The following is a 26,288-nucleotide window of genomic DNA, read 5'->3' as shown; positions in this document are numbered from 1 at the left end:
ACCCCCACCCCCCCCCCGCGGTGGGGGGGCCCCCCGCCGGGGCCCCCGAGCCGCCCCGGGGGGCTGCGGCGCGGCGCCACGACGGTGGTCACGGGGTCGACGTCGCTGGTGCTCGCCATGCTCGCCCACGCGTGCGCCGGTGGGGCGTGGGCGGCCGTCGTCGGCCAGCCCACCATCGGCCTGCTCGCGGCGTCCCAGGCGGGGGTGTCGCTCGACCGGCTGGCCGTGGTCCCGCGCCCGGGCCTCGAGGCGCCGACCGTGGTGGCCGCGCTGCTCGACGGCGTCGACGTGGTCGTGGTCGGCCCCGAGGCGGCGCTCACGGACGCAGACCGCCGCAAGCTGTCCGCGCGTGCCCGGGACCGCGGGTCGGTGCTGCTGGCCACCACCGACTGGCCCGGCGCCGGGGTGGTGCTCACGGTCGAGTCGGGCCGGTGGACGGGGATCGACGCGGGCGAGGGGCGGCTGCGCACGCACGAGCTCCGGCTGGTCCGCACCGGCCGGGGCAGCGCCGCCGTGCCGCGTGCGCTGGACCTGACCCTGCCTCTGGGCTCCGCACCCGCACCGCAGGTCCAGGCACCGGCACCGGGACTGAGGCTCGTCGGATGAGCACGCGCACGACCGTCCTGTGGGTCCCGGACTGGCCGGTGGTGGCCGCGGCGACCTCCGAGCAGGTGCCGCCGCACGTGCCCACCGCGGTGCACGACGGGCGCCAGCTCACCGCCGTGTCGGCGCTCGCGCGGGCCGAGGGGGTGCGCCGGGGGATGCGGCGGCGGCAGGCGCAGGGCGTCTGCCCGGAGCTGGTGCTGCTGCCCGCGGACGACGCGCGTGACGTGCGGCTGTTCGAGCCGGTCGCGGCGGCTGCGGAGACCGTGGTGGCGGGCATCGAGGTGGTCCGCGCCGGGATGCTGCTGCTGCCCGCGGGCGGGGCCAGCCGGTACCACGGGTCGGAGGACGCCCTCGCGGAGCTGCTCATCGACGCGGTCGCGGTGGGGTCGGGGCACGAGTGCGCGGTGGGCACGGCGGACGGGCTGCTCGCCGCCGTGCTGGCCACCCGGACCGGTGCGGTGGTGCCCCCGGGGGCGTCGGCGGCGTACCTGGCCCCGCGCGCGATGAGCGAGCTGGTGCACGCGGCGGTCACCGACGAGGCCGCCACCGCGGTGGCCCAGCTGGTGGACCTCCTGCACCGTCTGGGGCTGAGACAGCTCGGTCAGCTCGCCGCGCTGCCGCCCACCGACGTGCACGCGCGCTTCGGGCGGCTCGGCGCGTGGGCGCAGACGCTCGCCCGCGGCGACGACGAACGCCCGCCCGCCCGGCGCCGACCGGAGGCGGACCTGGAGGTGGCCACCGACCTCGACCCGCCGCTCGACCGGGTGGACACCGCCACGTTCGCCGGCCGACGGCTGGCGGAGGAGCTGCACGCCCTGCTCCTGCAGCACTCCGTGACGTGCGGACGACTGCAGATCGCGGCACGCACCGACGAGGGCGTCGACCTGGTACGCACCTGGCGGACCGACCTGGGCGGCTGGGGCGGGCTGACCCCCGCCCGGATCACGGACCGGATCCGGTGGCAGCTGGAGGGCTGGCTGGCGTCGAGCGCGATCGAGACGGCCCGCAGCCGGGCGGCGGACGACCCGGCCGCCCGGGCGCGGCACCGCTCGGCACGGGACGCCGTCGCGTCCGGCAGGGACCCGTGGGCGCACGACGACCTGCCGGTGGACCCGTGGCACGGCGAGGAGTCCCGCGCGGTCACCCTGGTCCACCTCGCGATCACCGCGCTGGACGTCGCCTCCGCGGGCGCCGAGCAGGGGCGGCTGTGGGGCGGACCGTCCGGCGGTGACCTGCGCGCGCACCGGGCGCTCGACCGGGTGCAGGGGATCGTCGGGGGGTCGGGGATCCTCGTCGCGACGCTGCAGGGCGGGCGGGACGTACGCGACCAGGTGCACCTCCAGCCCTGGGGCGAGCAGACCGAGCCGGCGCGACCGGTGGACCGGCCCTGGCCGGGACGGCTGCCCGACCCGGCGCCGGCGACCGTGCTGGACCCGCCGGACCGCGTCGACGTCCGGGACTCCACCGGCGCGCCCGTGGTGCTCGACGTGCGCAGCGGGATGAGCAGCGAGCCTGCCTGGGTGCGGTGGCTGCCGCGGGAGACGGCCGAGGATGGCCTGGGGCGCGGACCGTCGCGTCGGGTCACCGCGCGGGACGTCACGCCGGTGCAGCTGCCCGCCGACGGGCCGCGCGCGGTCGTCGGGTGGGCCGGGCCGTGGCTGCTGAGCGAGCGCTGGTGGGTGGCGGCCGACGACCGCCCCGGTCTGCGGGCACACCTGCAGGTGACGTTCGACGACGGCCGCGCGGTGCTGCTGGCGTGCTCGGCCACCGGCTGGACGTGCGAGGCGACGTATGACTGAGCGATCGGCACCCTTCCCCCCGCGGTACGCCGAGCTGCACGCGCACTCCGCGTTCAGCTTCCTCGACGGCGCCAGCCAGCCCGAGGAGCTCGCCGCCGAGGCGTCGCGGCTGGGCCTGCGCGCGCTCGGGCTCACCGACCACGACGGGCTCTACGGCGTGGTGCGGTTCGCGCAGGCGGCCAAGGCCGTCGGGCTGCCCACGGTGTTCGGCGCGGAGCTGCACCTGCCGGCGCCGGACGGTCGTCGGCACCCCCGGGAGGCCGCGCGCGTCACGCCCGGACCGCCCGTGCTCGACCTGCCGACGGGAGTCCCGGACCCGCGCGCGTCCCATCTCCTGGTGCTCGCGCGCGGACCCGACGGCTACCGCGCCCTGTCCCGCGCGATCGCGGAGGCCCATCTGCGGACCGGCAGGAAGGGCGCCGCGGACTACCGGCTCGAGGAGCTCGCCGCGACCGCCGCCGGGCAGTGGCTCGTGCTCACCGGCTGCCGCAAGGGGTCGGTCCGGCGCGCGCTCGCGGGAGGGGACCCCTCGGGGGTCACCGAGGTGACCGCGGCCGGGATCGAGGCGGCCAGGACCGAGCTGGACCGGCTCGTCGCCCTGTTCGGCAAGGACAACGTGGCGGTCGAGGTCACCGCGGCGGGGGACCCGTACGACACCGACCGTGCCGACGCCCTCGCGGGCCTCGCGGCCGACGCCGGTCTTCCGCTCGTCGCCACGGGGAACGTGCACTACGCCACCCCGCGGGACGCCGACCTGGCCGCGGCGCTCGCCGCCGTCCGCGCTCGGTCGTCGCTGGAGGACCTGGACGGCTGGCTGCCCGGCGGGCCGATGGCGCACCTGCGGTCGGCGACCGAGATGCTCGCGCTGCACCGTCGGCACCCGTCGGCCGTGGTCACCGCGGCGGACCTGGCCGACGAGTGCGCGTTCGACCTGTCCCTCGTCGCGCCCCAGCTCCCGCCGTACCCGGTGCCGCCCGGCCACACCGAGGCCACGTGGCTGCGCGAGCTGGTCCGGCGCGGCGCCCTGGAGCTGTACGGGCCGCCGGAGGCCGAGCGGGTGCCCGGCGCGTACGCGCAGCTGGCGCACGAGCTGACCGTCATCGAGGACCTCGGCTTCCCCGGGTACTTCCTCGTGGTCTACGACCTGGTCGACTTCTGTCGCCGCAACGGGATCCTCGCGCAAGGTCGCGGCTCGGCCGCCAACTCGGCGGTCTGCTACGCGCTACGGGTCACCGCCGTCGACGCGGTGCGGCACGGGCTGCTGTTCGAGCGGTTCCTCGCGCCGGAGCGGGACGGTCCGCCGGACATCGACGTGGACATCGAGTCCGCGCGCCGCAAGGAGGTCATCCAGTACGTCTACGAGAAGCACGGCCGGACGCACGCCGCCCAGGTGGCGAACGTCATCTCCTACCGACCACGGTCGGCCGTCCGGGACGCGGCGCGGGCGCTCGGGTACGACGCGGGGCAGCAGGACGCGTGGGCATCGTCGATCGAGCGGTGGGGCAGCCTGCGCCCGGCCGCACCACCCCCGCCCGAGAAGCCGTCCTCGAGCCGGCGCCCCCGTCCACACACCGACCACGCCGGACCCGTGGCGCAGGCACCCACCACCGCGCGCGACGAGCGCCGGCGCACGCAGGCGTCGATGTGGGGCAACACGTGGGAGCCGCCGTCGGTGCTGCGCTCCCCGAAGGGCGTCGACACCCCCGGCCTCGTCACGGCGGACGGGCACGACGTCGTCCCCACCGTCCTGCCACCCTCGGCGAGCGACCTCGACGAGATCCCGGAGCACGTCATCGACCTGGCCGACCGGTTCCTGCGGCTGCCGCGCCACCTCGGCATCCACTCGGGCGGCATGGTCATGTGCGACCGGCCGGTGATCGAGGTGTGCCCGGTGGAGTGGGCGCGGATGCCGGGGCGCACGGTGCTGCAGTGGGACAAGGAGGACTGCGCGGACGCGGGGCTGGTGAAGTTCGACCTGCTCGGCCTGGGCATGCTCACCGCGCTGCGCATCGGGTTCACGTCCGTGCGTGAGCACGAGGGTCAGGAGCTGGACCTGCACGGGCTGCCGGCGGAGGACCCGCGCGTGTACGACCTGCTCAGCGCCGCGGACACCGTCGGGGTGTTCCAGGTGGAGTCGCGTGCGCAGATGGGCACCCTGCCGCGCCTGCAGCCGCGCACGTTCTACGACATCGTCATCGAGGTCGCCCTCATCCGCCCCGGTCCCATCCAGGGCGGCTCGGTGCACCCGTACATCGAGCGCGCGCACGGCCGCCAGCCGGTCACGTACCTGCACCCGCTGCTGGAGAAGTCGCTGGCCAAGACCAAGGGCGTGCCGCTGTTCCAGGAGCAGCTCATGCAGATGGCGATCGACGTCGCCGACTTCACCCCGGCGGAGGCCGACCAGCTGCGCCGGGCGATGGGCTCCAAGCGGTCGACCGAGCGGATGGAGGCCATGCGCGACCGGTTGATGTCGGGCATGGCCGGGCACGGGATCGACGAGCAGACCGGCACGGAGATCTTCGACAAGCTCAAGGCGTTCGCCGACTTCGGGTTCCCCGAGTCGCACGCGTACTCGTTCGCGTTCCTGGTCTACGCCAGCGCGTGGCTGAAGGTGTACCACCCGGCCGCGTTCTACGCGGGGCTGCTGGCCGCGCAGCCCATGGGCTTCTACTCGCCGCAGAGCCTCGCGGCCGATGCGCGCCGGCACGGCCTGGAGGTGCTGCGCCCGGACGTGCAGGCCTCCGACGTGCAGGCGTGCGTCGAGCGGCTGAGTCCGACCCCGGAGGGCGGCGAGCCGCTGCTGGTGCCGGCGCCGAGCGGCACCGGACCGGCCGCACCGGTGGGGGAGCGCACGGGCGACGGGACGCGCTCGCTGGCGGTCCGCCTCGGGATCGCCTCGGTGCGGTCCGTCGGGGAGGACGTGGCCCAGCGGCTGGTCGACGAGCGCCGGGCGCACGGGCCGTTCGCGGACCTGCGCCAGCTGGTGCGGCGGGTGCAGCTGTCGACCGCGCAGCTCGAGGCGCTCGCCACCGCCGGCGCGCTGGACAGCCTCGGGGTCACCCGACGGGAGGCGCTCTGGGCGGCCGGGGCGCTGGCGCAGGAGGGCCCGGACACGCTGCCGGGGGTCTCCGTGGGCGTCAGCGCGCCGACGCTCCCCGGGTTGAGCGACGTCGAGGTCGCCACCGCGGACGTGTGGGCCACGGGCGTCTCGGTGGACTCCTACCCGACGCAGTTCGTGCGCGAGGGCCTCGACGCGGCCGGCGTCCTGCGGGTCGAGCAGGCGTACTCCCACGAGATCGGCCGACGGGTGGCCGTCGCCGGCGTCGTGACCCACCGGCAGCGACCGGGGACCGCCGGCGGGATCACGTTCCTGTCCCTCGAGGACGAGACCGGGCTGCTCAACGTCATCTGCTCGGCGGGGCTGTGGCAGAAGTTCCGCAAGGTGGCCCGCACGTCACGCGCCCTCGTGGTGCGCGGCCGGCTGGAACGGTCGGACGGCGCGACCAACCTGGTGGCGGAGCACCTGACCCCGATGTCGCTCAAGGTCCGGTCGGCGTCGCGCGACTTCCGCTGACCGTCAGGGCTGCTTGACGGCCTCGTCGTCGTCGATCTCCTGCACCCTGTCCACGGGCGCCACCTCGTCGTCCGCCTCGGACTCCTCCATCGGCGGGTCCAGAGTGCGCAGCCGCGAGAAGATCGCCCAGCACACCGCCACCAGCGGCACCGAGATGACCGCGCCGAGGATGCCGGCGGTCAGGGTGCCCGCGGTGACGGCGAGCGCGATGCCGACGGGGTGGATCGACACCTGCTTGCCCATCACGATCGGTTGCAGGATGTGGCCCTCGAACTGTCCGATGAGGGCGATCCCGATGCCGACGATCGCCGCGGAGAGCAGGCCGTTGGCGGCCAGTGCCACGATCATCGCGATCACCATCGCGGCGGGTGCGCCGATCAGCGGGATGAACGCACCGATCATCACGAGGACCGCGAGCGGGGCCGAGAGCGGCACGCGCAGGATGCTCAGCAGGATGAAGGCGAGCAGGCCGTCGGTGACCGCGATGATCACGGTGCCGCGGGTGTACCCCGAGAACGTGTACCAGCCGGCGCCCCCGGCCGTCTTCCAGCTCTCGCGCACCCGCGAGGGCAGCTGGTTGAGGAACCAGGTCCACATCTCGCGGCCGCGTGCCAGGAAGAAGACCGTGCAGAAGATCGCCAGAGCGAGCGCGGTGAACACCTCCACCACCGAGCCCGCGCCCGCGGCCGCCTGGCTGGCCAGGTCGCCGGCGTGCTCCTGCACCCACTGCTGACCGTTGCTGATCCACTCGGCGATCTGGTCGTTGGTGATGGTGAACGGCAGGGGACCGTTCTCCAGGAAGTCGGTGATCTGGTCGATGCCGTCGCTGAACTGCGTGGTGAGGTCGGTCCACTGGTTGGCGATCGAGTAGCCGACGTAGGTCAGCAGCCCGAGGAAGAAGACGATCCCGCCGAGGATGCTGAGTGCGGTGGCCAGCCCTCGCGGCATCCAGCGGTCGAGGAAGTCGACCGCGGGGCGCAGCACGGCGGTGAACACGAACGCGAGGAACACCGCGACGAACAGCAGCTGCACGCGCGAGGTGGCGTAGAAGATCAGGGCGACCATCGCGATGACCACGAGCAGCCGCCACGACACCCCCGCGGTGTTGCGCAGCCACCGGGGCGCCGTCTGCTCGGCGCCGTACACGCTGGGGTTGCGACGGGCGCCTGCGACCTTGCGCACCGCGGTGCTGGACGGGACCCGTCCGGTCGGGCTGGCGTCGGTCATGAGGCTCCCCGCGTCGCGGCCGGGGCATGCTGATCCCGGCGTCTGCCGCCAGTGTGCCCCGGGGGGCGGATGCGTGCCCGGCCGCCGCGCCGTGATATCTTTTCTGCCGCACCTGAGGGCGCCTCCGGGTGCCCTGCGGTCCACCTGTCCGGGTGGCGGAATGGCAGACGCGCTAGCTTGAGGTGCTAGTGCCCTAACGGGCGTGAGGGTTCAAGTCCCTTTCCGGACACTCGTTGAGACAGCGACGAAAACACCCCTGATCTGCGGAGACGCGGTCGGGGGTGTGCTCGTCTCAGCCCCGGTCCGGATGCGCGCGACGCTCCCAGCGCCCCGCCAGCGCGTAGAGCCCGACCGCGACGGCGACGAACCCGCCGAACCGCACGGTGGCGCCGGGCCAGGACGTCCAGAGGGGCTCGACGGACGAGACCAGCGCGGTCACGAGCGCCAGTGCAAGGACAGGGGCCGCCCACAGGGCGACGGTGCGCGGGTTCGTCCTCATCGACCATCCTGCTCGGCTGCAGCTCGGGCCGGCGACGGTGCCGGCCCCACGACGACCTCGTTGTCGGCGCCCAGCCATCATGCGGCCGGTCGGTGCGACCGTCACACCGGTCTCGCGATCCGGACGGAGCGATCCGGAGGTGCCAGTCGGTCAGGCTGGACCGGCGGAGAGGCGCAGCGGCCTCCCGGCGACCGTCGCCAGCCGCTCGACCTGGGCGGCCACGTCGTCCCGGGCGACCGCGTCCGTGCCCGCGAACCAGGTGACGTCGACCTCGTCCCGCGAGAGAGACCACGTGCCGCGGACCACCCCGCCGACGACCGCGAGGTTCGCCCCGCGGCTGACCAGTGCGCGCTCGGCCGGCGGCACCACGTGCGGGTCCGCGGTGCCCGGTCCGAGCACCCACTGGTCGTACCTCGGCAGCAGCCGGACGCTCGTCGCCGGGGCAGTCGACACCAGCTCCGCGAGGTCCTCGTGCAGCACGACCGCGGGCTCGCCGTCCACCTCGACCGGCGCCAGCCGGTCCGCGAGGTCCGCGAGCCAGGACCGCAGGTGCGCGCGCCGGACGCCCAGCCCCTCGCCGAGCCAGTACTGCAGGTGCCCGGGCGTCGTGGGCCCGTACGCCCGGACGTAGGCCTCGACGGCCCACCTGCCGGCCTCGTCCAGGTCCACGAGGCCGGTCCAGCGCGGGTTGCCGTCCAGGCGCTGGAGCGTCGCCTGCCCGTCGCGCGACGGCCCGAAGCACAGGTCACCCTGCCAGGCGAGCGCCTTCACGAGGCTCCAGGGGTTGTCCGCGAAGACGGTGTCGAGGTGGCGGTACGTGGGCTGGCTCGTGAGGACTGCCCCGAGCGCCGACGGAGTCAGCGGGCCGCCTGCGAGGGCGTCGCGCACCGCCTGCCGGAACGCCGGCCAGTCCGCCGGGGCGAGCCCGTAGAAGGTCTGCCAGCTGGGCAGCTCCCACATCCGGCTGGACGCGCGCAGCGCGAGGTAGGCGCCGGCGCCCTCGGGCGTCGCGAGGTGGACGGCGCCGCGGAACGCGAACGTGCGGACCAGCTCGCCGGCGGCCACGGCGCGCGCGACGTCGCCCGGCCGCGGCCGGAGCCGCCGCGCACCGATCGCCAGCTCGGCCTCGGCGTCGTCCTGGCCGGGGAGCGCCCCGACGGCCCGTACGACGTCGACGACGGACACGTCGTCCACGGGGTCGAGGAGCTGTCGGCGCAGCCGCCAGGCGAGCGCCTGCGGCCACGTGAGCCGGTCAGGCGCCACCGGGCACCTTGTCGGTGACGTCGTCGTACGTCTGGCTGCCCGGCAGCTCGCTCGGCGCGTACACGAGGCGGACCACGCCCGTGGGGAACACGTCCGAGCGCAGCAGGTGCAGCGGGTAGATGGGCTCGCCGTCGTCGAAGAGCCGCTCCCCGCTGCGGGCCGCGACGGGGTGCACGAAGAGGCTCAGCTCGTCCAGCAGGCCGGCGGCGAGGAGCTGGCGGACCACCGAGATCGAGCCGGCGACCAGGATCTTGCCGATGCGCGGGTCTGCCTTCAGGGCGGTGACGGCCTGGACGATGTCGCTCGACGGCTCGGCGTTCCGCCAGCCGAGGTCCTGCTCGCCGCGGGTCGCCACGACCTTGCGGACGTCGCCGAGCTGCGCGGCGAACGTGGCGTCCTCGCCGCCGGCCGCCTCCCGCTCCGGCCAGGCACCCGCAAAGCTGTCGTAGGTGACGCGGCCGAGCACCAGGACGTCGACGTCCTCGTAGTCCTCGCCGACCGCGGCACCCATGCGCTCGTCGAAGTACGGGAAGTGCCAGGCCGGGTCGATCTCGGCCACGCCGTCGAGCGAGATGAACAGGGTGGAGACGATCGTCGCCATCGGGGTCCTCCGTGTCGTGGTCGGTCGCCCACGCGACCGTTCGAGACGATCAGACCGCACACCACCCACATCCGGACAGCCCCCGGCGGCTACCGCTGCGCGGGATCGACCGCGGGGACGGAGGCCGGGGACGCGGGCTCCTGGCTGGTGCCCCGCCACACGGCGAGCACCCGCATGAGGTGGTAGACGATCAGCGCGGCGGCCGTGCCCAGCGCGATGCCGCCGAAGATCAGGTCGCCGGGCGCCCACGTGAAGTTCGCGATGCCCACGACCAGCGCCACGGCGGCCGTCGTGAGGTTCTTCGGGTCGGAGAAGTCCACCCTGTTCTGCACCCAGATGCGGGCGCCGAGGATGCCGATCATCCCGTAGAGCACCGTGGTCGCTCCGCCCAGGACGCCCGCGGGGATCGAGGCCACCACGGCGCCGAACTTCGGTGACAGCGAGAGGACGAGCGCGGTCGCGGCGGCGACCCAGTACGCCGCCGTGGAGTACACCTTGGTGGCCGCCATGACGCCGATGTTCTCGGCGTACGTGGTGGTTCCCGAGCCGCCGCCGAGCCCGGCCAGGGTGGTGGCGATGCCGTCGGAGAACAGGGCGCGCCCGGCCAGCGGGTCCATGTCGTGCCCGGTCATCGCGGCGACGGACTTCACGTGGCCGATGTTCTCGGCCACCAGGACCAGCACCACGGGGACGAACAGCCCGAGGACGGCGATGTCGAACGTCGGGGTGAGGAACTGCGGGAACCCGACCCAGTCGGCGGCGCGCACGCCCGAGAAGTCGACCTCTCCGCGCAGGTTGGCGACCGCGTAGCCGACCAGCACGCCGACCAGGATCGACAGGCGCCCGAGGATGCCGCGGAAGAGCACGGTGCACAGGATGATCGCGAGCAGCGTGGCCAGGGCGGTGATCGGGGCGGCCCGGAAGCCGTTGGTGCACGTCTCGACGATCGACCCGTCGACCACGCTCTGGGTGCAGGTCCCCCAGGCGACCGGTGCGAGGTTGAGCCCGATGAGCGCCACGATCGTGCCGGTGACCACCGGGGGCATGAGCCTGTCGATCCAGCCGGCGCCGGCGACGTGCACCACGGCGCCGATGGCCGCGAGCAGCACGCCGACCACCACGATGCCGCCCAGCGCCACGGACTGGCCGCCGGTAGCCGTCGCGGCACCGATGGGGGCGATGAACGCGAACGAGGAGCCCAGGTAGCTGGGCAGCCTGTTGCGCGTGACGAGCAGGAACACCACCGTGCCGACGGCGGAGAAGAACAGGGTCGTCGCCGGCGAGAAGCCGGTCAGCAGCGGGACCAGGAACGTGGCGCCGAACATCGCCACCACGTGCTGCATGCCGATGCCGATGGTCCGCGGCCAGGTGAGGCGCTCGTCGGGGGCGACGACCTCCCCGACCGGGACCGTCCTGCCGTCACCGTGCAGCCGCCATCCGATGCTCATGGGCAGTCCCTACTCGTCGAAGTTGCAGGGCAGAGGTCGCCCCGTGCACGTGTGCGGCAGGCGGACGCTAGCAACGCGGCCGACGGTTCCGCCAGCCGCCCTACCTGGCGGCGGTGCCGGCGTCCTGCCGCGGGCGTCGGTCGTGGGCCAGGACGACGTCGCGGTCGGGGACCACCGCGTCGGTGGCGACCCGCGCGCCCGGCGCGACGACCACGGACGCACCGACGCGCGCACCGGTGCCGATCCGTGCCCCGGCGCCGATCCGGGAGCCGGCGCCCAGGTACACGTTCCGCGCGATCCGGGCGCCGTCGCCGACCCGCACGTCGGTGTCCACCCAGCAGCTGGCGCCGAGGGAGGCACCCGCACCGACGACGGCTCCGGCCTCGACGTACGCGGACTCGTGCACGAGGGCGTCCTCGTGGACGCGTGCGGTGACGGCCACCAGCCCTCCACCGTTGGGGTGCGGGAGGTACTGGGCGACCGCGCCCCAGATGGTCTCGACGTCGACGCGTGCGGTGGGCCGTCGCTCGGTGCTGACTGTCACTGCGCTCTCCTGGTCGTCACGACGCCCGGGCGTGTGCGACGGGTCCTGCCATCGTCCGAGTTGTCCCCTGCCGGAGCCAGTGACCAACGGCCCACGACGGGACGAGTGGCGGGCCCGCGCGCACGGCGCGACGATCGAGTGCGTCCCCAGACCAGGGAGGTGGACGGTGCCCAAGACGACACGTTCCGGAGCCGCCAGGCAGAGCGAGCTGCCGAGCACGCTGCAGCGCTCGGACGAGAAGGCGCAGCGCACGTTCGCGCACACGTACGACGCGGCCATCGAGCAGTACGACGGCGACGAGGAGCGCGCCCACCGGGTCGCGTTCGCCGCGCTCAAGCACACGCACGAGAAGGTCGGCGACAGCTGGCGCCCCAAGGCGGAGTACGGGCCGTCGGACCCGCACGCCGAGGAGGGTGCCGACTCGGACGCCCCGACGGCGGGTGGCGTCGACGCCAACGCCAGCAAGGCGCACCTGTACGACCTCGCCAAGGAGCTGGGCGTCGACGGTCGGTCGCGGATGACCAAGGAGGAGCTGGTCGAGGCGATCGGCAAGGAGAACGACCGTCGCAGCCGGCGGGCACTCGGCTGACCGCGGTCAGGCGTCGGCTGCCGGGACGAGCGGCGGGACCAGCAGGAGCGGGTCGGCGTCGAGGTCGACCACCTGGGATCGCGCCGGTGGGGTGTGCACGCTCTCGAACCTGACGGTCGCCTGCCTGCCCCGCACGTGCACCACCCAGCCCCGGCCGAGGGTCGCGTGCTCGACGTCCAGGCCGGGCCGCGCGTTCTCCTGCGAGAGCAGCTCGAGCCGTGCCGGCACCTCGGTCGGCTCCTCCTGCTCCGTGACGACCGCCGGCGCGGACTCCTCCTCGCCCCACGGCAGGGTCAGCTGCGCGTGCGCCGACAGGTTGTGGAAGGACACCCCGAGCAGCCGGACCGAGTCGCTGATGCCGGCCGCGCGCGCGGCCTGGTGCGCGGCGGCGCGCAGCTCGGCGGGCTCGGCGGTGGGCTGGGGGAGCGTGACGGAGCGGGTCAGCGTGGTGAAGTCGGCGAACCTGACCTTGGCGACGACCGTCCGTGCGCCGCCGCCGTGGGCGCCCAGGCGGCGCAGCGCCTCGTCGGTCACGCGGTCGATCGCGGCCGCGACGAGGTCGGTCCCGAAGATGTCCTCGGCGAAGGTGCGCTCGGCGCCGACGGACTTGCGCTCGGCACCGGGTGCGACGGGCCGCGGGTCGATGCCCCGCGCGAGCCGGTACAGGTTGGTGCCCGACGACTCGCCGACCGTCATGGTCAGGACGTCCAGCGGCTGCCGGCGCAGGTCGGCGACGGTCCGGACGTCGAGGCGTTCGAGCGCCGCGGCCGTCGCGGGACCGATGCCGGGCACCGCGCGCACCGGCAGCGGCAGGAGGAAGGCGTCCTCGGCCGCCGGCTCGACGACCAGCAGCCCGTCCGGCTTGCCCGCGTCGGAGGCGAGCTTGGCGACCAGCTTGGTCCGGCCGATCCCGATGGAGACCGCGAGGCCGGTGAGGTCGCGGATCCGACCGCGGACCTCGGCGGCGGCGCGTGCCGGGTCGTCGGCGTACGGGCCCGCCTCGAGGTCGACGAAGGCCTCGTCGATGCTCAGCGGCTCGATCAGCTCGGACAGGGCGCCCAGCGCCGACATGATGACCCGCGAGTACGCCGAGTACGCCTCGAACCGCGGGTGGAGCACCGCGGCTGCCGGGCACAGGCGGCGCGCCCGGCTCATCGACATGGCCGAGCGGGCCCCCGCGCGCCGGGCCTCGTAGGACGCGGTCGACACGACGCCGCGCGGGCCGGTGCCGCCGACCAGCACGGGTCGACCGCGCAGCGACGGCTTGTCCCGCTGCTCGACGGCGGCGAAGAAGGAGTCGGCGTCGGCGTGCAGCACGGTCGCCCGGGTGCGCAGCCGGGAGGCGTCGGCACGCTGCGCGGGATCCACGCCCCTACTGTGCCTGCCCGGACGGGCCGGGCGCGCTCAGGCGGCGGCGAGGACGCTGCGCGGACGCAGCTCGTGCAGCGCGCCGAGCAGGATCCGGTTGAACGCGACGGGCGCGTGCGTGTTCACGTCGTGCCCGGCGCGGGGCACCACGGTCAGCCGGGTGCCGGGGCGTGCGCCGAGGTAGCGGCGCTCGTCGAGCCGTAGGGGGTCGCGCCGCCCGTTCACCAGCCAGACCGGGACCAGCGTCCGGCGCAGGTCGGTCAGGGGCGAGTAGCCCGCCAGCTCGGTGAGCATGTCCGTGACGACGTTCCAGTCCGGTCCGCCCAGCCGCAGCGCCCGCGTGAGCATCCCGGCCGCCCGGCGGTAGGCGGCCACGGGCTTGCCCCTGATCTCGGTGGAGCACCCCGCCAGCACCACGCCGACGATCTTGTGCTCGTGCTGCCGCGCGTAGGCGAGGCTGGTGTAGCCCCCGAGGGAGAGGCCGACCAGCAGCGGGGGCTCGGGGCAGGAGTCGACGGCCTCGTCGATCGCTGCCAGCGCTCCCTCGAGGCTGAACCGCTCGTGCGCGCGCCGGCCGTGCCCCGGCAGGTCCAGGGCGACGGTGTGGTGCCCGGAGAGCTCCAGGGCGTCCACCTGCCGGCGCCAGATCGCGGACGACGTGCGGGTGCCGTGCACGAGGACGATCGGTCGAGCGTGGATGAGGGCTCCCGGGTGTGCGCTGTCGACGGTCTGCCGCGAGAGTACGCGCGCGACCTGGGAGAAGCGCGACGGAGGATGGGTGGCCCGTGTGGAGGGATCGGTCAGACGTGCGGCGCGCACGCGCCGCTGCCGAGCGCGGCGAGCCCCGCCAGGTCTCCGCTGCCGAGCTGCGAGACGGTCGGGCTGGTGCTCGGGTACATCAGCTGCGTCGGGTCGTCGATGTGGTCGAGACCGACGAGGTGGGCGAACTCGTGCACGACGATCCCGAACGCGGTGGGCTGCGTGGCCGGGACCGCGGCGAGCGCGCCGATGTCCCCGCCGTCGAGCGTGATCGACCCCGTGACGTAGACCGACCGCCCCGCGCGCGTCACCGCCGCCGAGCCGCCGATCCCCGCGACGTCACCGTCCAGCTCGGGCGTCTCCTCGGGTGTCGACCACGTCACCAGCACCGGCGCCCAGCGCCGGCCGTAGGCGTCCGGCTGGTAGGCCTTGCGGTCCGCGCTGGGCGCCTCCTGCGTGGCGCCGTCGTCGACGAACTGCAGTCCGGTCGCCGCGGAGATGCTCTCGACCGCCGTGTGGATGAGCTGGTCGGCGTTGGCCGGTCCGCCGTCCGCCCGCACCACGTAGTGGATGGGTCGGCACGGGCTGTACGTGACGGGGCCGCTGCCGTCGGGCTGGATGCTCGAGAACGCGAAGGCGCCGCCGCCCGCGGGGACCGGAGGCGGGGCGCCCAAGGGAGCCTCCGCCTCCTCGAGCCCGCTCGGCGGCCCGAACACCGGTGACGTCGACATCCACCAGAAGCCCCCGAGGACCAGCGCCGCGGTCAGCACGGCGGCGACCAGCAGGAAGCCTCCCCGCGGCCCGCGGCGGACGCGCACCGCGGGACCGAGGAACCGCACGGTGCGCTCGTCGACGGACGTGCGGGGGTTCGGCAGGAGCAGCGGGTAGGGCTCCCCGCCACGCGCGTCGACCCAGGGGTTGAGCCCCTGCGGGTCTCGAGCGCTCACCCGTGCCTCCTGCGTCTGCCCGTCGGTGCGCGCAGGATCGCACACGCGGCGCACCGGTGCTCCCGCCGTCCTGCTGTGCGCCCGTGCCGTTCACCCGGTGGGACCAGCACGGGGATACTGACCGGCACACGACGAGAGGAGTCGAGAGGAGTGAGGTGACGCCGCTATCGGTCCCGGAGATCCTCCTCGACGGCCCCGGCCGCACGTCCGCCGGCCGGGCGTGGCTCGAGCGCCTGCCGGACCTCGTCGCCCGTGGGCGCGAGCGGTGGGGTCTGCAGCTCGGGGCGCCGTTCACCGACGGCGCGTCGTCCTGGTGCGCGCCGGGCACGCTCCCGGACGGACGGCTCGTGGTGCTGAAGATCTCCTTCCCGCACGACGAGGCGCGGCACGAGGCCCTGGCCCTGCGCGCCTGGCACGGTCACGGGGTGCCGGAGGTGCTGGGCACGCACGAGGACGACTGGGCGCTGCTGCTCGCACGGGTCGCTCCCGGGACGCCGCTGTCCGCCGCCCCGGGCTCCGCGCCCGAACGTCTGGCGGTGGCCGCCGAGGTGGCGCGGGCGCTGTGGTCGGTCGCCGGACCTGCGGCCGTCCCGGCGATGTCGGAGGTCTGCGCCGCGTGGGCTGACCTCCTGGAGGAGCGCGGGGTGCGGCACGGCGTGGACGTCAGGGCGGCGGCGGACCTGCTGCGCGAGCTCCCGGGGCGCTCGCAGGTGCTGGTGCACGGCGACCTCAACCCAGGGAACGTGCTGGCGGCAGGTGAGGGACGGTGGCTCGCGATCGACCCCAAGCCCCTGCGCGGCGACCCGGCCTACGACCTGTGGCCCCTGCTCGAGCAGGTCGACGACCCCTTCGAGCACGCCGATCCCGAGTCGGTGCTGCGCAGCCGGACCACCCTGGTGGCCGACCTCCTGGGCCTCGATCCCGGACGGGTCGCGGCGTGGGGGTTCGCCCGGTGCACCGAGTCCGCCCTGTGGGTCTGGGACCAGCTCGGCGACGAGCCGGGCGGGCGGCGGACCCTCGGTCAGGCAGCCGTCTGGCGGCAGCTCCTGCCCTGATCAGATCGCGGCGGTGCCGGGGGCGTGCACGTGCTCGAACACCAGGCTGGTCTGCGTGTGGGCCACCTCGGGGCGGGTGCTCAGGTGCTCGAGCACGAACGCGCGCAGCTCGGGGGAGTCCCGCACGGCCACGTGGACGAGCACGTCGTCGACGCCGCCCAGCAGGTACACGTCGCGCACCTCGGGTCGCTGCACCAGCCGGTGCGCCACGTCGCTGAGCCGCGCACGCGCGGACGGCTGGAGCCGCACCGCGATCATCGCCTGCAGCCCGCGGCCGACCGCCTCGGGGTCCACCTGGGCGTGGAAGCCGCGAAGCACGCCGGACTCGCGGAGTGCCCGGACGCGCGCGTGGCAGGTGGACGGAGCGATGCCGACCAGGGCGGCCAGCTCCTTGTTCGAGATGCGCCCGTCCCGCTCCAGCTCGCTGAGCAGGTGCCTGTCGACGTCGTCCAGCACCGGCTGCCCGAACCGAGTTCGGTCAGGACCGGTCTGGGAGCCGCGGATCGAACCATCGACGGACATTGGCCGATTCTAGCGAATCATCGCCCTACGTCACGCGTTCGCAACACAGGAAGTTCAGAATCGTGGCAACTACGAGCCCCACCCCGGACGGAGACCACCATGAAGGTCGGCATCCCCAGCGAGGTCAAGAACCACGAGTACCGCGTGGCGGTCACGCCGGCGGGCGTCCACCAGCTGGTGGCGTCGGGGCACCAGGTCCTGGTCCAGGCCGGCGCCGGCGCGGGCTCGGCGATCACGGACGAGCAGTTCGCCGCCGCCGGAGCGCAGGTCGTCGCCGACGCCGCCGAGGTCTGGGGGAGCGCCGACCTCGTCTGCAAGGTCAAGGAGCCGGTAGCCGGCGAGTACGGGTTCCTGCGCGAGGACCTCCTGCTGTTCACCTACCTGCACCTGGCGGCGGACCGGCCGGCCACCGACGCGCTGCTCGCGGCCGGTACCACCTCGATCGCATACGAGACCGTGCAGCTGCCCGACGGGTCGCTGCCGCTGCTCGCGCCGATGAGCGAGGTGGCCGGGCGGCTGGCCACCCAGGTGGGCGCGTACCACCTCATGAAGAACGAGGGCGGCGCGGGGGTGCTGCTCGGCGGGGTGCCGGGGGTCGACGCCGCCAAGGTCGTGGTGCTCGGCGGCGGCGTCGTCGGCCGGCACGCCGCCGAGATCGCCGTGGGCATGCGCGCCGACGTCGCGGTGCTCGACGTGTCCATGCCGCGGCTGCGCGACACGGACTCGGCCTTCGGCGGCCGCGTGCGCACCGTGGCGTCCAGCGCCTACGCGATCGAGCGCGAGCTGCTGGACGCCGACCTGGTGATCGGCGCCGTGCTCGTCCCCGGCGCCCGCGCGCCCCGCCTGGTCACCAACGAGCTGGTGTCCCGCATGCGGCCCGGGTCGGTGCTCGTCGACGTGGCCGTGGACCAGGGCGGCTGCTTCCAGGACACCCGCGCCACCACGCACGACGACCCGACGTTCCAGGTGCACGGGTCCGTCCTCTACTGCGTCGCCAACATGCCGGGAGCCGTGCCGGTGACGTCCACCCGTGCCCTGACCAACGTGACGCTGCCGTACCTGGACGCGCTCGCGGACCTGGGCTGGACCGCGGCGCTCGCGGCCGACCCCGCCCTCGCCGCAGGCCTCACCACGCACGACGGACAGCTCTACAACGCGGCCGTCGGACAGGCGCACGGCTACCCCACGCACGCGGCACGCACCGGCGCCCTCGCCTGACTCGACCGACTCCGTGCCGCGCGCGGACGGGGACCCTCGGGGATGATGGCCGCCATGCAGCCGACCGACCTCCCCGCCGACAACCCCTTCGGCGCCGCCTCCACCCTCCCGTACGGACTGCCGGACCACACGCAGATCCGCGAGGAGCACTATCGCCCGGCCCTGCTCGCCGGGATGGATCAGCAGCGGGCGCAGATCGAGGCGATCGCCGCCGACCCCGCCCCGCCCACCGTCGAGAACACGCTCGAGGCGCTCGAGCGGTCGGGCCGGCTCCTGCACCGGGCGGCAGTGAGCTTCTACAACCAGACGAGCGCCGACTCGACGCCCGGTCTCGAGGCCGTCGAGGAGGAGATCGCACCCCTGTTCGCGGCCCACCACGACGCGATCTACCTCGACGCCCGGCTCTACGCGCGCGTCGCGGCGCTGCAGGCCGACGTGGAGTCCGGCGCACTGGACCTCGAGCCGGACACCGCGTGGCTCCTGCACCGCACGCACACGCAGTTCGTGCGCGCGGGCGTCGGGCTCGACGAGGCGTCCCAGGACCGCCTGCGCGCGCTGAACGCCGAGATCATGAGCCTTGAGACCGCGTTCGGCCGCGACCTGCTGGCGGCCACCAACGCAGCGGGCGTCCTGGTGACGGACGAGGACGAGCTGGACGGCCTGTCGGACGACGCGCGCGCGGCCGCGGCGAAGGCTGCCCGCGACCGCGGCCACGAGCAGGGGTGGTTCCTCGAGCTGGCCCTGCCGACGCAGCAGGCACCGCTGGCCGTCCTGCGGGACCGGGCTCTGCGCGAGCGGGTCTTCCGGGCGTCGACCGGGCGCGGCACCTCCGCCCCGCACGACACGCGGCCCACGCTGCTCGGCCTCGTGCGCGCCCGTGCGGAGCGCGCACAGCTGCTGGGCTACGCGCACCACGCGCAGTACGTCGCCGCCGACGCGACCGCGACGACCGCCGAGGCCGTCTCCGACATCCTCGAGCGGCTCGCGCCGGCGGCTGTGGCCAACGCCCGGGCCGAGGGTGCGGACCTGGCCGAGGCGCTCGGCCGGGACCACCCGGACGCCCGCCTCGAGCCGTGGGACTGGCAGTTCTACGCCGAGCAGGTCAAGAAGGAGCGGCGGTCCCTCGACGACGCGATCCTGCGCCCCTACCTGGAGCTCGACCGCGTGCTGGCCGACGGCGTCTTCCGCGCCGCGACCGCGCTCTTCGGGCTCACGTTCGCCGAGCGCCACGACCTGGTGGGCTACCACCCGGACGTCCGCGTGTTCGAGGTGTTCGACGTCGACGGCAGCGGGCTCGGCCTGTTCCTCGGCGACTACTGGACCCGGGAGTCCAAGCGCGGTGGCGCGTGGATGAACAATCTCGTCGACCAGTCGACGCTGCTGGGCGAGCAGCCGGTCGTGGTGAACAACCTCAACATCCCGAAGCCGCCGCCGGGGGAGCCGACCCTGCTCGCGTGGGACGAGGTGATCACGATGTTCCACGAGTTCGGCCACGCCCTGCACGGGCTGTTCTCCGCGGTCCGGTGGCCCTCGCAGTCCGGCACGGAGGTACCGCGCGACTTCGTGGAGTACCCGTCGCAGGTCAACGAGATGTGGGCCTGGGAGCCGTCGATCCTGCGGTCGTTCGCGCTGCACCACGAGACCGGCGAGCCGATGCCCACGGAGTGGGTGGACACGCTGCTGGCCGCCCGGCAGGACGGCGAGGGGTTCGCGACGACGGAGTACCTCGCGGCCGCGCTGCTGGACCAGGCCTGGTACCGGCTGACCCCGGACGAGGTGCCGACCGGCGTCGAGCAGGTGGAGGAGTTCGAGGCTGAGGCGTTGCGGCGCGCGGGCGTCGACTACGCCCCTGTGCCGCCTCGCTACCGCACCACCTACTTCAACCACGTGTTCGGGGGCGGCTACTCGGCCGGCTACTACTCCTACATCTGGTCGGAGGTGCTCGACGCCGACACCGTCGAGTGGTTCCGAGAGAATGGCGGGCTCGACCGCGCCAACGGCGACACCTTCCGGGCGAGGCTGCTCTCCCGAGGCGGCTCGGTGGATCCCATGCAGGCGTTCCGGGACCTGCGGGGCCGCGACCCGCGGATCGAGCCGCTCCTGGCGCGGCGCGGTCTGCTCGGGGCCGCCGCGCACTGACGACGGCACGCGTCCGGGGGCCGGTACGGTGGACGGCATGCCCGTCACCCACCCGGCCTCCGGCACGCCCTTTGCCGTGACCGCGCAGGACGAGGTCGTGCAGATCTGCCGCGACCTCATCCGCATCGACACGTCGAACTACGGTGACGGCTCGGGGCCGGGGGAGCGCGCCGCCGCCGAGCACGTGATGGGCCTGCTCACCGAGGTGGGCCTCGCCCCGGAGCTGTTCGAGAGCGCGCCCGGCCGGGCCAACGTCGTCGTCCGGCTCGAGGGTGCGGACCGGAGCCGGCCCGCGCTCGTGCTCCACGGTCACCTCGATGTCGTCCCGGCGCGGGCCGAGGACTGGACGGTGGACCCGTTCGGCGCCGAGGAGACGGACGGGCTGGTGTGGGGCCGCGGCGCCGTGGACATGAAGGACATGGACGCGATGATCCTGTCCGTCGTGCGGCAGATGGCCCGCGAGGGTCGCCGGCCGGCTCGGGACGTGGTCGTGGCGATGTTCGCTGACGAGGAGGCCGGCGGCAGCATGGGTGCCCGCTGGGCGGTCGACCACCGGCCGGAGCTGTTCGAGGGCGCCACCGAGGCCATCAGCGAGGTCGGCGGCTTCTCCGTCGACGTCGCCGGGCACCGGGCGTACCTGCTGCAGACCGCGGAGAAGGGGCTGTCCTGGCTGCGGCTCGTGGCCGACGGCCGGGCGGGTCACGGCAGCCAGGTCAACGCCGACAACGCCGTCACGCACCTGGCGGAGGCTGTCGCCCGCCTCGGTCGCCACCCGTGGCCCCTGCAGCTGACCCCGACGGTGCGCGCCCTGCTCGAGGGCGTCGCCCGGCTGACCGGCCTGCCGTTCGACCCGGAGGACCCCGCGACCGTGGACCGGCTGGTCGCCGCGCTGGGTCCGGCCGCGAAGTTCGTCGGCGCCACGCTGCGCCACACCACCAACCCGACCCAGCTCACGGCCGGCTACAAGGCCAACGTGATCCCGGGCTCCGCCGAGGCGACCGTCGACGGCCGCTACCTGCCGGGCCTCGAGGACGAGTTCGTGCGCACCGTCGACGGGCTGGTGGGGGAGCACGTCCGCATCGAGCGGCTGCACCACGACACGGCGCTCGAGGTCCCGTTCGGCGGCGACCTGGTGGACCGGATGGTGGAGTCGCTGCTGGCCGAGGACCCGGACGCGACGGTGCTGCCGTACACGCTCTCCGGCGGCACCGACAACAAGTCGCTGTCCCGGCTGGGCATCACGGGCTACGGTTTCGCGCCGCTGCGCCTGCCCGCGGAGCTGGACTTCGCGGGCATGTTCCACGGCGTCGACGAGCGCGTGCCCACCGACGCGCTGCGCTTCGGCACCCGCGTCCTCGACCGGCTCCTGCGGACCTGCTGACCGGCCGGGGCTCAGTCCGGGAGCGTCGTCTCCGCCAGCGTGCTGCGTACCCGGATGACCTTGCGTCGCAACCACACCTTGCGCTCGCCACCGGCGAACAGGAGCGTCCGGGACAGCTCCCACCGGCCGAGCTCCGCCTGCTCGGTGAGCATCCGCCGGGCGTCGTTGCGGGACGTCGAGGCGGGGATCCGGAGCACGCGGTACTCGTACTGACCGCCCTGCGCGACCCAGTCCGGCCGCTTCGTCCGAGTCTGACCGGAAGTCATCGACCACCCCGTCCCGCGCCGTCCGCGCCTACGTCCCGATGCTGCACTCGATGCTCTCGCGACACTGAACCTGATGCTCTGGCGAGGCCCAGTGCCGAAGAACCTTACGCGCTGCCATTGTGCCTCGCGTAAGGCTACGGTCATCGCATGACCGTCGACCCCCGTGCCGCGCTGGACCGCCTGATCGCAGCCCTCGAGGCCCACTACACCGCCGTCGTCGCGCCGCACGGCGAGGACGACCCGGCCGTCGACGACGCCTACGACATCCTGGCCGACGCCTTCGAGGTGTACGACGACGCGCTCGGCACCGTGCACGGCGAGGCGACGCCGTTCTACCTCGCGGAGGAGGACGACGAGGACGAGGACGAGGACGGTGACGAGGAGGACGACGAGGAGTACGACGACGCGGACGTCGACGACCTCGCCGACGAGGCGACGCGCTAGAACCGCTCGGGGTAGCCCAGGTCCGGCGCGCTGATCTCGTCGAGCGCCCGGCGCAGCTCGTCGGGCAGGACGAGGTCCTGCGCCGCCAGCGACCCCCGCAGCTGCGTCGCCGTCCGGGCGCCCACCACGGCCGACGCCACGCCCCGGCCCTGCACCCACGCCAGCGCGACCTCGAGCGGGGTGCGCTCGAGACCGTCGGCCGCGGTCGCCACGGCCTCGACGATCGTCGCCGACGACCGCGCGAGGTACGGCTCGACGAAGCCGGCGAGGTGCGGTGACGCCGCCCGCGAGTCCGCCGGGATGGTGCGCCGGTACTTGCCGGTGAGGACGCCACGGCCCAGCGGTGACCACGCGAGCACCCCGACGCCGAGGGCGACCGCCGCCGGCACCACCTCCCGCTCGATCCCGCGCTGGAGCAGCGAGTACTCGGCCTCGACCGCCGTGAGACCCACCTCGCCCTCGAGCAGGCTCGCCGCGCGGGCCACCTGCCAGCCGGCGTGGTTCGACAGCCCGACGTAGCGCGCCCGTCCGCTGGTGACTGCGAGCCGCAGCGCGGAGACCGTCTCGTCGAGCGGGGTGCGCGGGTCGGGCGTCTGGACGAGCCACAGGTCGACGTGGTCGGTCCGCAGCCGCCGCAGCGAGCCGTCGAGCGAGGCCAGCAGCCCGCCGCGCGAGGCGTCGACCACGCCCCCGTTGCTGGTGCGCCGGATGCCGGCCTTGGTGCAGATGACCACCTCGTCGCGCGGCACCACGTCGCCCAGCAGCTCGCCGAGCAGCTCCTCGGCGCCGCCGTCGGCGTAGGAGGCCGACGTGTCGACGAGCGTGCCGCCGGCGTCGGTGAAGTCGCGGAGCTGCTCGGTCGCCTCGTGCGCGTCGGTGTCGCGGCTCCAGGTCATCGTGCCGAGCCCGAGCCGGGAGACCCGCAGACCGGTGCGGCCCAGGTGGCGCTGTTCCATGAGGCGCAACCCTAATCGGCGTGTGGGTGCCATCTGCGGCAACGCACCCCGGCTATCGTTCCGCAGGTGACGGAGGCGATGGGACTGGGCGAAGCGATCCTTCTGGGGCTCGTGCAGGGATTGACCGAGTTCCTCCCGGTCTCGTCGAGCGCGCACCTGCGCATCGTGGGGGACCTCATGGGGGCCGACCCCGGGGCGGCGTTCACGGCGATCACCCAGCTCGGCACGGAGACCGCGGTGATCCTGTACTTCCGCCGCGACATCGCGCGCATCGTGACCGCGTGGTGGCGGGCCCTGCGCGGGGACCACGGCACCGACTGGCGGTCACGCGCCGGGATGCCGGCCGGGCAGACCGCCGACCACGACGCACTCATGGCCTGGTTCATCGCGCTCGGCTCGGTGCCCATCGTGGTGCTCGGCCTGCTGTTCCAGGACTCCATCGAGCAGACGTTCCGCAACCTGTGGCTCATCGCACTCACCCTGGCCGGGTTCGCCCTCGTCCTCGGCTGGGCCGACGGCCGCGGCGCCAAGCAGCGGCAGCTCTCCGAGCTGACCGGTCGGCACGCGCTGCAGTTCGGGTTCTGGCAGGCGCTGGCGCTGATCCCGGGCGTGTCGCGCTCCGGCGGCACGATCACCGGCGGGCTCCTCATGGGCTACACGCGGGAGGCCGCGGCGCGGTACTCGTTCCTGCTGGCCATCCCGGCGGTGTTCGGGTCCGGGCTCTTCCAGCTGGGCAAGAGCCTGGGCGACTTCGGCACCGGCGGCACGCCGGGGTTCGGGGCGACCCTCGTCGCGACGCTGGTCGCGTTCGTCGTCGGCTACCTCGTCATCATCGTGTTCCTGAAGATCGTCTCGACGTTCAGCTACAAGCCGTTCGTCTACTACCGGCTGGGCCTGGCGGCGCTCGTCGTGATCCTGCTGCTCACCGGCACCCTCGAGGCCGGTGGCACGCCCGCGACGACCTAGCTCAGAGCCACCCCGACCGGCGGAACAGCCGGTAGAGCGTCACGCAGACCCCACCCATGACGGCGATCGCCAGGGGATAGCCGAACGTCCAGGTCAGCTCCGGCATGTGGTCGAAGTTCATGCCGTAGATGCTGGCGACCAGGGTCGGTGCCGCGGCGATGGCGGCCCACGAGGAGATCTTGCGCACGTCCTCGTTCTGTCGCACCGACACCTGGGACAGGTGCACGGAGAGCATGTCGCCGAGCAGGTCGTCGTAGCCGTCGAGGTGCTGGTCCAGGCGGTCGACCCAGCTCACGGCGCGACGCAGCCACGGTTGGGAGTGCCGGCGCTCCGGGTCCTCCTCGGCCTCGGCGATGAGCTCCGGCAGAACGGAGGTCAGGGGAGCCAGCGCCCGGCGGGCCTCGGCGATCTCGCGCTTGAGGTCGTAGATCTTCTCGACGGGGTCCCCGCCCTGGGTCGACGAGAACACGAGCTGTTCCGCGTCGGCCACCGCGTCGCCGAGGGAGATCTCGACGTCGGAGGCCTCGGCGACCAGGGAGAGCACGACCGCGGCGAGCACCTGGTGCACCCCCTCGTCCGGCACGGGGAACCCCCCGGTGAGCTTGTCCACGGCGTGCTGGATGACGCCGGCGTCGCCCAGCTCGGACATGAGCACGACGTCGGTGCCCACGACGCAGGTCAGCGCGCCGGTGTGGACGTCGTTGGTCGCCTCGACGAACGAGAGCGTCGGAGCGGTGAGGACGAACTCGCCGTCGGGCGACCGGTCGAGCCGAGCGCGCAGGGGGTGGTCGACGGTGGACGGGTGCGCGCCGGGCCCGCGGTGCTCGAGCAGGGCGACGGCGTGCTCGCCGATGCCGTGCCTGCGCGCGGCGGCGGGCAGCTCGGCCATGGTCTCGACGATCACCCAGCGCGGACCCGACGACGACGCCCCCGGAGGGCGCACCACCCAGCCGTCGGACGTCTTCACGCAGATGCGCTCGCGGGGGTCGGTGGCGGAGGTCTCGTGCGTCACCCCGGCATTGTGGACCTCGCGACGCGGTTAGGCTTCCGGCGTGCTCACCTGGCCGCCCCCGTACATCCCGCAGCTCCCCGGACGAGGCCTCGCGGTCCAGGTACGCGACTCCTCGACCGACCGGCTCATGCCCGCCGCCGCCGGCCAGGATGCCTCCCTCTACGTCTGCGGCATCACCCCGTACGACGCCACCCACCTCGGGCACGCGGCCACCTACGTCGCGTTCGACGTGCTCGTCCGCGCCTGGCGGGACGCCGGCTACCGGGTGCGGTACGCCTCCAACGTGACCGACGTCGACGACCCGCTGCTGGAGCGCGCTGCGGCGACGGGTGTCGACTGGCGGGACCTGGCGGCGTCGCAGACCGCGCTGTACGCCGAGGACATGACCGCGCTCGCCGTCATCCCGCCCGACGTCTACTCCGGCGTGGTCGAGGTCATCCCCGCCGTAGTGGACGCCGTCCAGGTGCTGCTCGCCGCCGGTGCCGCCTACCGCGTCCCGACGCCCGAGGCGCTCGCCGACGACGGGCTCGGTGACGTCTACGCCGACCTCTCGGCGGACATCGACTTCGGCGCGGTGGCCGGCCTCGACGACGACACCATGCGCACCCTGTCGCTCGAGCGCGGCGGGGACCCCGACCGGCCCGGCAAGCGCGCACCCCTCGACCCGCTGCTCTGGCGGCGGGAGCGGGTGGGGGAGCCGGCCTGGGACGGTGGCCCGCTCGGGCGGGGGCGCCCCGGCTGGCACATCGAGTGCGCCGTCATCGCGCGGGACGCCCTCGGCCTGCCCTTCGACGTCGAGGGCGGCGGCTCGGACCTGCTGTTCCCGCACCACGAGATGAGCACGTCGCACGCCCGGCTGCTCGACGCGGGCCACGGTGCGCGCGTCCACCTGCACACCGGGATGGTGGGGCTCGACGGGCAGAAGATGAGCAAGTCGCTCGGCAACCTCGTGCTGGTCTCGACGCTGCGCGAGCAGGGTGTCGACCCGATGGCGGTGCGGGCGGCCGTCCTCGCCCACCGCTACCGCGACGACTGGGACTGGACGGACGAGGCCCTGCACGCCGCCGAGCACCGCCTCGCGCACTGGCGACGCGCGGTGTCCGGC

Annotated in this window: 23 protein-coding genes, 1 tRNA gene and 1 pseudogene; 12 read left to right on the top strand and 13 right to left on the bottom strand. The window is 74.2% G+C overall.

Annotated elements, in window-relative coordinates; genetic code table 11:
- The 3 genes and pseudogenes from RYN42_RS11535 to RYN42_RS11525 form a co-directional block, all read left to right on the top strand.
- Positions 1–606: pseudogene (locus RYN42_RS11535) on the top strand (hypothetical protein); the annotation flags it as partial.
- Complete coding sequence (locus RYN42_RS11530; protein WP_315096243.1) at positions 603–2,405, top strand: DNA polymerase Y family protein; 1,803 nt, start codon at positions 603–605, stop codon at positions 2,403–2,405. The pseudogene RYN42_RS11535 and the gene RYN42_RS11530, both read left to right, overlap by 4 nt.
- Positions 2,398–5,979: a PHP domain-containing protein gene (locus RYN42_RS11525; RefSeq protein WP_315096242.1), complete on the top strand. Its 3,582-nt coding sequence runs from the start codon at positions 2,398–2,400 to the stop codon at positions 5,977–5,979. The genes RYN42_RS11530 and RYN42_RS11525 overlap by 8 nt, the downstream gene beginning before the upstream one ends.
- 3 nt (positions 5,980–5,982) lie before the next feature.
- Here the strand turns inward: RYN42_RS11525 and RYN42_RS11520 are convergent, their stop codons facing one another.
- Complete coding sequence (locus RYN42_RS11520; RefSeq protein WP_315096240.1) at positions 5,983–7,206, bottom strand: AI-2E family transporter; 1,224 nt, start codon at positions 7,204–7,206, stop codon at positions 5,983–5,985.
- 146 nt (positions 7,207–7,352) lie between these two features.
- On the opposite strand from RYN42_RS11520, the gene RYN42_RS11515 reads away from it, so the two are divergent.
- Positions 7,353–7,435, top strand: a tRNA-Leu gene (locus tag RYN42_RS11515).
- A 63-nt stretch (positions 7,436–7,498) separates the two neighbouring features.
- Here the strand turns inward: RYN42_RS11515 and RYN42_RS11510 are convergent.
- The 5 genes from RYN42_RS11510 to RYN42_RS11490 all read right to left on the bottom strand — a co-directional run bounded on the left by RYN42_RS11510 (position 7,499) and on the right by RYN42_RS11490 (position 11,561).
- Entirely contained in the window at positions 7,499–7,705 is a 207-nt protein-coding gene (locus RYN42_RS11510) for a hypothetical protein (protein WP_315096238.1), read from the bottom strand.
- A gap of 150 nt (positions 7,706–7,855) precedes the next feature.
- Positions 7,856–8,968 (bottom strand): DNA glycosylase AlkZ-like family protein, encoded by a 1,113-nt coding sequence (locus tag RYN42_RS11505; RefSeq protein WP_315096236.1) that lies wholly within the window; start codon positions 8,966–8,968, stop codon positions 7,856–7,858.
- Positions 8,958–9,569 carry a dihydrofolate reductase family protein gene (locus RYN42_RS11500; RefSeq protein WP_315096234.1) on the bottom strand — a complete coding sequence of 204 codons (612 nt, stop codon included), beginning with the start codon at positions 9,567–9,569 and terminating at the stop codon, positions 8,958–8,960. The genes RYN42_RS11505 and RYN42_RS11500 overlap by 11 nt, the downstream gene beginning before the upstream one ends.
- 89 nt (positions 9,570–9,658) lie before the next feature.
- Positions 9,659–11,017, bottom strand: a complete 1,359-nt coding sequence (locus RYN42_RS11495; protein ID WP_315096232.1) for a solute carrier family 23 protein — start codon at positions 11,015–11,017, stop codon at positions 9,659–9,661.
- Between the two features lie 100 nt (positions 11,018–11,117).
- On the bottom strand, positions 11,118–11,561 hold the full coding sequence (locus tag RYN42_RS11490) for a transferase (RefSeq protein WP_315096230.1): 444 nt from the start codon (positions 11,559–11,561) through the stop codon (positions 11,118–11,120).
- 166 nt (positions 11,562–11,727) lie between these two features.
- Here RYN42_RS11490 and RYN42_RS11485 point away from each other — a divergent pair, with 166 nt between their 5' ends.
- Positions 11,728–12,150 (top strand): ChaB family protein, encoded by a 423-nt coding sequence (locus RYN42_RS11485; RefSeq protein WP_315096228.1) that lies wholly within the window; start codon positions 11,728–11,730, stop codon positions 12,148–12,150.
- 6 nt (positions 12,151–12,156) lie between these two features.
- Here the strand turns inward: RYN42_RS11485 and RYN42_RS11480 are convergent, their stop codons facing one another.
- The 3 genes from RYN42_RS11480 to RYN42_RS11470 form a co-directional block, all read right to left on the bottom strand.
- Complete coding sequence (locus tag RYN42_RS11480) at positions 12,157–13,518, bottom strand: DNA polymerase IV (RefSeq protein ID WP_315096227.1); 1,362 nt, start codon at positions 13,516–13,518, stop codon at positions 12,157–12,159.
- A 36-nt stretch (positions 13,519–13,554) separates the two neighbouring features.
- The gene (locus RYN42_RS11475; protein ID WP_315096225.1) at positions 13,555–14,193 is read right to left on the bottom strand and encodes an alpha/beta hydrolase; all 639 of its coding nucleotides are present in this window, start codon (positions 14,191–14,193) and stop codon (positions 13,555–13,557) included.
- 125 nt (positions 14,194–14,318) lie between these two features.
- Entirely contained in the window at positions 14,319–15,224 is a 906-nt protein-coding gene (locus RYN42_RS11470) for a matrixin family metalloprotease (RefSeq protein WP_315096223.1), read from the bottom strand.
- Positions 15,225–15,379: 155 nt separating this feature from the next.
- On the opposite strand from RYN42_RS11470, the gene RYN42_RS11465 reads away from it, so the two are divergent.
- The gene (locus RYN42_RS11465; RefSeq protein ID WP_315096221.1) at positions 15,380–16,279 is read left to right on the top strand and encodes an aminoglycoside phosphotransferase family protein; all 900 of its coding nucleotides are present in this window, start codon (positions 15,380–15,382) and stop codon (positions 16,277–16,279) included.
- Here the strand turns inward: RYN42_RS11465 and RYN42_RS11460 are convergent, their stop codons facing one another.
- Complete coding sequence (locus tag RYN42_RS11460; RefSeq protein WP_315096219.1) at positions 16,280–16,801, bottom strand: Lrp/AsnC family transcriptional regulator; 522 nt, start codon at positions 16,799–16,801, stop codon at positions 16,280–16,282. It lies immediately after the preceding gene.
- A gap of 99 nt (positions 16,802–16,900) precedes the next feature.
- On the opposite strand from RYN42_RS11460, the gene ald reads away from it, so the two are divergent.
- Genes ald through RYN42_RS11445 form a run of 3 tightly spaced genes read left to right on the top strand, consistent with a single transcriptional unit; the run spans position 16,901 to position 21,539 of the window.
- On the top strand, positions 16,901–18,019 hold the full coding sequence (ald, locus tag RYN42_RS11455) for an alanine dehydrogenase (protein WP_315096217.1): 1,119 nt from the start codon (positions 16,901–16,903) through the stop codon (positions 18,017–18,019).
- 54 nt (positions 18,020–18,073) lie between these two features.
- Positions 18,074–20,158, top strand: coding sequence for a M3 family metallopeptidase (locus RYN42_RS11450; RefSeq protein ID WP_315096215.1), 2,085 nt, complete (start codon positions 18,074–18,076; stop codon positions 20,156–20,158).
- Between the two features lie 37 nt (positions 20,159–20,195).
- Positions 20,196–21,539, top strand: coding sequence for a M20/M25/M40 family metallo-hydrolase (locus RYN42_RS11445; RefSeq protein WP_315096213.1), 1,344 nt, complete (start codon positions 20,196–20,198; stop codon positions 21,537–21,539).
- An 11-nt stretch (positions 21,540–21,550) separates the two neighbouring features.
- Here the strand turns inward: RYN42_RS11445 and RYN42_RS11440 are convergent, their stop codons facing one another.
- On the bottom strand, positions 21,551–21,805 hold the full coding sequence (locus tag RYN42_RS11440) for a DUF5703 family protein (protein WP_315096211.1): 255 nt from the start codon (positions 21,803–21,805) through the stop codon (positions 21,551–21,553).
- A gap of 147 nt (positions 21,806–21,952) precedes the next feature.
- Here RYN42_RS11440 and RYN42_RS11435 point away from each other — a divergent pair, with 147 nt between their 5' ends.
- Positions 21,953–22,249: a primosomal protein gene (locus tag RYN42_RS11435; protein ID WP_315096209.1), complete on the top strand. Its 297-nt coding sequence runs from the start codon at positions 21,953–21,955 to the stop codon at positions 22,247–22,249.
- On the opposite strand, the gene RYN42_RS11430 is transcribed toward RYN42_RS11435, so the two are convergent.
- A complete protein-coding gene (locus RYN42_RS11430) occupies positions 22,246–23,205 on the bottom strand; it encodes an aldo/keto reductase (RefSeq protein WP_315096207.1) in 960 nt (319 codons plus the stop codon). The genes RYN42_RS11435 and RYN42_RS11430 overlap by 4 nt on opposite strands.
- Positions 23,206–23,283: 78 nt before the next feature.
- Between RYN42_RS11430 and RYN42_RS11425 the strand changes: the two genes are divergently transcribed.
- On the top strand, positions 23,284–24,171 hold the full coding sequence (locus RYN42_RS11425) for an undecaprenyl-diphosphate phosphatase (protein WP_315096244.1): 888 nt from the start codon (positions 23,284–23,286) through the stop codon (positions 24,169–24,171).
- 1 nt (position 24,172) lies between these two features.
- Here the strand turns inward: RYN42_RS11425 and RYN42_RS11420 are convergent, their stop codons facing one another.
- Positions 24,173–25,183 (bottom strand): CorA family divalent cation transporter, encoded by a 1,011-nt coding sequence (locus RYN42_RS11420; RefSeq protein WP_315096205.1) that lies wholly within the window; start codon positions 25,181–25,183, stop codon positions 24,173–24,175.
- 40 nt (positions 25,184–25,223) lie between these two features.
- On the opposite strand from RYN42_RS11420, the gene mshC reads away from it, so the two are divergent.
- On the top strand, positions 25,224–26,288 hold a 1,065-nt coding region (gene mshC, locus RYN42_RS11415; RefSeq protein WP_315096203.1), incomplete at its 3' end, for a cysteine--1-D-myo-inosityl 2-amino-2-deoxy-alpha-D-glucopyranoside ligase.

This window comes from uncultured Cellulomonas sp. (genome assembly GCF_963527515.1).
GTDB lineage: Bacteria > Actinomycetota > Actinomycetes > Actinomycetales > Cellulomonadaceae > Cellulomonas.
This window is presented reverse-complemented; position numbering and strand designations above follow the sequence as displayed.

Bases quoted from the DNA above. Each gene is read 5' to 3' on its own strand.
- RYN42_RS11510 (WP_315096238.1), bottom strand. From the start codon at position 7,705: ATGAGGACGAACCCGCGCACCGTCGCCCTGTGGGCGGCCCCTGTCCTT.
- RYN42_RS11495 (WP_315096232.1), bottom strand. From the start codon at position 11,017: ATGAGCATCGGATGGCGGCTGCACGGTGACGGCAGGACGGTCCCGGTC.
- RYN42_RS11445 (WP_315096213.1), top strand. From the start codon at position 20,196: ATGCCCGTCACCCACCCGGCCTCCGGCACGCCCTTTGCCGTGACCGCG.
- RYN42_RS11460 (WP_315096219.1), bottom strand. From the start codon at position 16,801: ATGTCCGTCGATGGTTCGATCCGCGGCTCCCAGACCGGTCCTGACCGA.
- RYN42_RS11525 (WP_315096242.1), top strand. From the start codon at position 2,398: ATGACTGAGCGATCGGCACCCTTCCCCCCGCGGTACGCCGAGCTGCAC.
- RYN42_RS11530 (WP_315096243.1), top strand. From the start codon at position 603: ATGAGCACGCGCACGACCGTCCTGTGGGTCCCGGACTGGCCGGTGGTG.
- RYN42_RS11450 (WP_315096215.1), top strand. From the start codon at position 18,074: ATGCAGCCGACCGACCTCCCCGCCGACAACCCCTTCGGCGCCGCCTCC.
- RYN42_RS11425 (WP_315096244.1), top strand. From the start codon at position 23,284: ATGGGACTGGGCGAAGCGATCCTTCTGGGGCTCGTGCAGGGATTGACC.
- RYN42_RS11440 (WP_315096211.1), bottom strand. From the start codon at position 21,805: ATGACTTCCGGTCAGACTCGGACGAAGCGGCCGGACTGGGTCGCGCAG.
- ald (WP_315096217.1), top strand. From the start codon at position 16,901: ATGAAGGTCGGCATCCCCAGCGAGGTCAAGAACCACGAGTACCGCGTG.
- RYN42_RS11500 (WP_315096234.1), bottom strand. From the start codon at position 9,569: ATGGCGACGATCGTCTCCACCCTGTTCATCTCGCTCGACGGCGTGGCC.
- RYN42_RS11435 (WP_315096209.1), top strand. From the start codon at position 21,953: ATGACCGTCGACCCCCGTGCCGCGCTGGACCGCCTGATCGCAGCCCTC.
- RYN42_RS11520 (WP_315096240.1), bottom strand. From the start codon at position 7,206: ATGACCGACGCCAGCCCGACCGGACGGGTCCCGTCCAGCACCGCGGTG.
- RYN42_RS11430 (WP_315096207.1), bottom strand. From the start codon at position 23,205: ATGGAACAGCGCCACCTGGGCCGCACCGGTCTGCGGGTCTCCCGGCTC.